Raw genomic sequence first — 1,150 nt, forward strand, 5'->3', positions numbered from 1 at the left:
CCAAAGCGCCGCACTCGGCCGCGAAGCGAATCGCCTGTTTGAGGAAGTCACCATGCACGTCCGGGCGACAGATCGGGCCATGGGCCTGAATCGCCGAAATCTTCAGGCCGGTATCTTCTTTGCCATACCAGTTGGCCACGATGTTGGCCTCTTTTCCAAAAAATTTGCGTACCGCTTGTATGGCGGCGGTGCCCATAACACCGGAACCTCCAATCACCAAAAAATTTGCCATGTTTTTCTCCATTAATGGATTGATGTCTTTTTGAATTTTACTTTAGATCTTTTGAAATCAAGATCCGCCGGTGCTTTCGTCGATATCCCAATGCGGGACTTGGGATGTTTCCAGAAGAGCTTGGGCTAAGTAGGGATCTGAGGACTCCAGTTGTTCTATTTCCTTATAAAGAACATCCACATTTTTAATCTGCTTTTCATGTGGAGATTGATCCACTTCCTTCGCCAGCGCCTCATATTTTAGTAATAATGGAAGGGCTTTTTGAATTGAAATGCAAATGGTCTCCACATTTAGTTTTCGGGTTTCATTTTTAAGGGATATCTCTGAAAAAACGAACCAGAGATCGATTTCAGCCTCTGATTTTCCCAATATGATCAATTCCTTCTTGAATTGTTGTTTACTTTTTTCCTTAAGATTTTCGGTTAGGTAAGTTGCCAGTTCATTGAGTGGGACTCCGTCAGCGGTAGTACAAAGGTAATCCAGAAGCCAAACCAATTGCTGAATTTTATTATCCAACTGTATCGCTTTGTTCGATTTATCACGAAGTTGTTTATGGCGTTCAAAAATTCCCCACATGCCTCCATCCCCGATGATAGCCTCTTTGGTTTTTTTCAAAGGAGATAGTTGCTTGCTGCATTTTTGGACCGATGTCTGACCCCATGCTGTTCCGGCAAATGTGATAATGAAGTAAACGCAAAACAAAAGAAATAAAACCGATTTAATCTGCATAAGTGGTTTTTGTTTTGAATGGGAAAGGTAATCAGTGCTTATAATGAATGGATAATATGGAATGAATAAGCCTATTTCCTGCCAATTTAATCGTCAATGAGTTTCAAGTCAATGCCCTTTTTAGAACGTAATATTTGGATAGGTCTGTCAAATTTTGGTTTTTCCCAAGTCTAAAATAATTTTAAATTC

The 1,150-nt window shown here is 40.8% G+C and carries 2 protein-coding genes; both read right to left on the minus strand.

Annotated features, from left to right (window positions below; genetic code table 11):
• Window positions 1-232 (minus strand): hypothetical protein (locus MJD61_00410; protein MCG8553741.1); only part of this gene is annotated, 232 nt, incomplete at its 3' end.
• 57 nt (window positions 233-289) lie between these two features.
• The gene (locus MJD61_00415; GenBank protein ID MCG8553742.1) at window positions 290-961 is read right to left on the minus strand and encodes a hypothetical protein; all 672 of its coding nucleotides are present in this window, start codon (window positions 959-961) and stop codon (window positions 290-292) included.
• Window positions 962-1,150: the final 189 nt, after the last annotated feature.

The organism is Pseudomonadota bacterium (assembly GCA_022361155.1).
GTDB lineage: Bacteria > Myxococcota_A > Polyangia > Polyangiales > JAKSBK01 > JAKSBK01.